The 5,398-nt window shown below is 44.8% G+C and carries 1 pseudogene; it reads left to right on the top strand.

Going from position 1 to position 5,398, the window contains the following annotated elements:
- Positions 1-543: 543 nt before the first annotated feature.
- A pseudogene (locus PVV60_RS09430) lies at positions 544-5,398 on the top strand (hemagglutinin repeat-containing protein); the annotation flags it as partial.

The following is a 5,398-nucleotide window of genomic DNA, read 5'->3' as shown; positions in this document are numbered from 1 at the left end:
GCTTAAGAACGTTTCATTTACGAAAAAACAAAGATCTAGATTTCACAGCAGAGCAAAATCTTGAAAACCTTATATTTTATAAAAGCGGTTGTTTATTGTCTTATTGAAACGCTGCTTTAAAAACCAACGCGCGTAAATGTAAAAAATGGGTTTTGTTATAGACATTCACTTAATACACATTTGCTTTTGATTGGATTGATAAAGCTACAAAGCGTTTTGATTTTAGACAAAGCGTTCTTTTAATTCATTCAGCTCAATTTTGAGTTTAGTATTTTAAAATATTTTTAAAAGAAGTGTCATGATCATATGCTTTGTTTTAAATGAATCTCTTTAAAGATAAAGACGTTATGTTTGATACGTTTGATAGCAATGAAAAGCGTTTATAGGCTCTTTTATTCAAATGAGTGATTAAGATCATACGCATCGTTTACGTTTCGTTTGATAAGTTTTTATATCTCTCATAGAGCGCTTGCAATATGATACGTTTTGTATGTATGCATTCATTACTCCATATAGGTGATTAATTTTAATCATTAGAATCAAAAAAAGCATATTGATATTGCCGCACATAAGGATGTGACGTTAGAAGCCGTTGGCGCTGAGGGTCATTTAAAAATAGAGGCGCAGGATGGGCTTTTATCGATTGCCGGCAAGGCAACCTCTGGGGGTAATATGGAGCTGTCTTCGCGCCAGACACTTCAAGTTTCAGTGCTAGGGTCAGGCGCTGATATGGCTCTTGAAGCGGGTGGAGACTTGAGGCTTGAGGGGATTGTTTTAGCGCAAGGGAAGCTCAAGGCACATGCCGGTGGTGATATACAAGCTCATTTTTTAGCTGGTGGAGTTGATATGGCGGCAACGGGTGCAGCTGGAGTTGTTGTTCTTGGCACCCAAGGGGATGTTGATCTCCAGAGTAGTCAAGGTGCGATTGTTGCTGAAAGTGTTTATGGAGCAGGAGATATCACTCTGGTTTCTCATAACGGGCTTTCTGTTTCTCAAACAATTCTGTCGCATCAAAATATTGCCATTCAAGCACAACCAGAAACAAATGCCCCGGTTCATTTTGGGCAACTTTTAGCTCATGGCAAGGCAAATATTGAGGGCGGGGCGGTTGACTTTTCTTCGCTGATGACGGGTGAAAAAGCTGTTTTAAAGGTTGGCAGCCTTGATGCAGGCACACTGATGACAGGTGTTGTTTCTACGGGCGGTTCAGGGGATCTTGTTTTAGATAAAAAGGGCTTTCTTTTGATTACAGCAAAAGAAGGGGTGAAGGTTGGTCAGATAGCCAGTGGTGGCAATATTGAAATTTTTGCAGGCAACGACATCTATTATGATCAGGTCATTGGCTATGGCACAGCCACATTGACATCGGTATCTGGAGGGATCAGTGTTGAGAATGTGCTGTCTGCTGAGGGGGATGTGAGGTTGACGGCAACAACTCTCGATTTAAGCAATAATCGTTCTCATATTTACACGCCGCAAACGCTGTATTTAATTGCAGATCATATTGATGTCTCGGGCAGCAAATTGTCTTATGGCGGTTTAGACTTTCAAAGCACCAATGCTCTTGAGATTCACAATGCACGGCTCCAAGCTGTTACCGATGAAGGGGGGACTGGAGATATTCTCTTTGTTGCTCCAGGCGTTATGGTGGATAAGGCAACTTCTGTTTTAGCAGCACGAGATTTCGTGATCAAAACGGGGGAGCTTGGAAATAGCGGTCAATTGGCATCGGGGCAGGATTTAGTCTTTAGCGTGACGGGGGATGTGACCAACAACAAAACGGGTTTAATCTATGTGAAGGGCAATGGTGCTTTACAAGTTGATGGGGCTTTGCTCAATGATTTTGGCGCCATTGTTGCAGAGGGTGATTTGTTTTTTACCAATGCAGAAGGCAGCGGAAAAAGCCTTTCCCTTGTTAACAAAGCGGGCTTTATTCAAGCAGGTGGAAACTTAAATATCCAAACCAACACCTTGAAAAACGAAGCCGATAGCACGCCTGTCATCACGGAAAAAACGGAATATAGCGATATTTCTTTCCAAAGACCAAAGGATTCTGACCAACTCAGTGATGGGATGTTATATCAAGATGGTCCCAACCTCTGGGGAAAGGGGCACGAACATCAAAGTCATACCGGACCTTTTGACGGGCACGTAAGAATTTTCTTGGATGTTCCTCTTTGGTCGAGCAAAGAAGAAACCTATGGCACCGCAATTTCAAGCAATGGAACAGTCTATAAGGCTTTTACTTGGGAATTTAAGCCTGTCTATGATCAAAAGTCCGTAAAACGCTACCAATGGAATGGTTCTCGGCGGAAGGGAGGATGGTTTGGGTCAATAAACGAAAATTGGTCACATATGACAGAAAAGACTGTCACACAAGCATTTTCGCATAAACCAACTGTTTCGGGGGTAATACAATCTAGTGGCAACCTCATCATTAACGCTGATACCATTGACAACCATTATAGCATTATGAGAGCAGAGGGAAATGCGGATATCCAAGCCAATGTGCTGACCAATTTGGGGGCAACAGCTTATAAAAAAACCTATATGGGTTGTAATGCCAATACGCAGGATGGTTATTGTTATGGCTATAAAGCTGATGGAAGCCGCGATGTTTCTTTAGATATAGTCAATGGCAAGGAACGCCAGATTGGTTCAGAAGCTTTGGAGAGCGTTCCAGGTCTTGTCCAAGCGGGTGGCACTTTAAATCTGGTGGTCGATCAACTCAATAACACGGCAGCGGAAGGTTCGATTACAGGGGATGCGCATTTTAAAGCACAAGCGGTTGAAGGCAATCCACTGGAGTCCTTAAGTGGTTTAACCGGGGCTGGTGCTTTGTTTATACCAAAAGTAGATCTCAATAATGCGGGGGAGCTTTCTGAGGGGCTCCCTTTACCAAAGCCCCAATCGGGTGGTGTTGGGGGCACGCTGCCCAACCAGAATTTCATTTATGAAACGCGGGCAGAATTCCTTGATGTTGGCAAGTTTTATGGCTCAGCCTATTATTTGAACAGAATTGGCTACAATCCTGATCGGGAGATTTTTTTCTTAGGCGATGCTTATTTCGAAAAGGAATTGATTGAAAAACAAATGCGTGATCTTGTTGGTCAAGGTTTGGGCAAAGGTTCCTTTATTCCTGGAAGTGATGCCATTGAACAAGTCAAAACTTTGCTGGATGTCGGGGCAGACTATGCAAAAGCACACAATTTGACTTTTGGTGAGGCTTTGAGTGAAGAACAATTGGCGTCCCTAGAAGCCCCGATGGTGATTTATGTGCGCCAACAGGTCAAGGGCATGGATGTTTATGCACCGGTGCTTTATATCCCCGAAAAAGACAGATCCTCCGTTGTTTCTGCTGGGGCTTTGATCATGGGCGATGATGTCAATATCACCAGCCAAAATACGAGCAATTCCACAATAACCAATTCAGGGCGGATTGCGGCAAACCACCAATTGCATGTGCATGGCGGGGATATCCTCAGTCAAGGGGGGCATTTTGCGGCGGGTGGTGATGCTGTTATCCTTGCGGAGAAGAATATTCGTTTGGACGCAGGGCGCACAACGGTTGACGGCGTGGAGACCGTATTAAACACCGAGGCGCTTTCTGCTGGTGGTAATGCAACGGTGATTGCTAAGCAAGATATCACCGCCTCAGGGGTGGGGATCACCACCGGAGGTGATCTTGCCATGGCTACAGAACAAGGCAACTTGACGATCGGTTCAGCAGAAACCCATTACCATGATGAACAGGGTGATGCCACCATGCATCATAAATCAGAAGTCAACTCTGGAGGCTCAACGACACTTGCCTCTGGAAAAGATTTGAATATTCTAGGCTCTGATGTTCAAACAAAGGATAAACTTCTCTTACAGGCTGAGAGGAATGTTTCGATTGATGCCACGCGCAACAGTGCCAATAGCCATCGCGGGGATCAAACCTCCCATGTTGCCTTGCACAATGGCTCTCATTTAAGTTCTGGAAAAGAGACCACTGTCATTGCAGGGCAGGATATCCATATGGCTGCTTCCGATATAGATGCGAAGGGCAATGTTGGACTTGGTGCGAAAGGGGAGATAACAATAGGGGTGCGAAACGATGAGATGGAATATCATCTTCGCGCCAAAAACACGAAAGTGGACATGCAAGCCTCTCATGCGGTTGGCTCTTCGATAAAATCGGGAGGTGATACCACGGTCATTGCAGGGCAGGATGGCAAGGCGCATGATCTCACTATCACAGGTAGTTCCATTGCGGCTGATGGCAAGGTAGGGCTGAAAGCCAGCCACGATGTCCTGATCAACAATGCAGAGGATAGCTTACATTATGAGATGTCGTATCACAAAGAGGGAGGAGCATTCAGTAGCAGCAAATCTGAGCATAACAAGGTTGATGCTACCCAAGTTTCCGGTTCACTCATATCTGGGGGCAAAGGCGTTGCCATTGATTCTGGAAACAACACGGAAGTTGTCGCCTCGACGCTTGTAGCCGGTAAGGCAGATGAAACGTCAGGAGAGGAAGCACCAGGAGAACAGAAACAAGCGGATATTACCATTCACTCTGGGGGAAAGATTGTCATCAAAGGCGCCCAAGAACACTTGGATCAGCAAGCACAATCGTCATCAAGTGGCTTTTTGCATGAGGAATCTTCTGATACATCTCAATCGCATAGCACAACGGTCTCCTCTATCCTTGGGGCGACGGGCAACATCGTGTTAGACGCACAAGGAGAAGCCAAGATTTCTGCTTCTCATCTGCTTTCCGGTCAAGATATCAATGTGAGCGGAGAAAGTGTGACGATTGATGGCATGACAGATCATCATAAGAGCCATTCAGAGACCCATGAAACGGGTTTTGGTGTGGGATCAGGAAAGGGCTTTGTGTCGATATACGGGCGTGAGGGAAAGACAGAAAATGAAGAAAGTTTTGAGCATCAAGGTTCTTCTCTCAATGCGGATGGCACGATCAACATCACTGCCAAGAAAAAAGATGTGACAATTGTTGGCTCTGATCTTGCCGGTGAGAAGATTAACCTTTCGGCAGCGCATGATGTCAATGGGCTTGTTGGTCATAATAGCCATAAGTCAAACTCTCAAGAAGAGCGGGAAGGTTTTGGGTTTCAGTTTGAAAAGAGCAAAAGCGGTGCTTCTGTAGGTGTTGGAATTGCAAGCGCTAAAGATACGGGCGATCAATGGGAAACCACTTCCACACAATCACACATCACGGCACGCCAAGATGTGCAGATTACTGCTGACAATGATGTAAACATGCAAGCAGCAGATGTTTTAGCTGATCGTGATGTGAACATCGATGCTGGCAATAATATCACCCTATCAGAAAGCTATGATACCTCTAACGCAAAAGAAAAGCATGAAAAGTCTTTTGCTGGTGTGACAG

The organism is Bartonella sp. AU18XJBT (genome assembly GCF_028618595.1).
Lineage (GTDB): Bacteria > Pseudomonadota > Alphaproteobacteria > Rhizobiales > Rhizobiaceae > Bartonella.
This window is presented reverse-complemented; position numbering and strand designations above follow the sequence as displayed.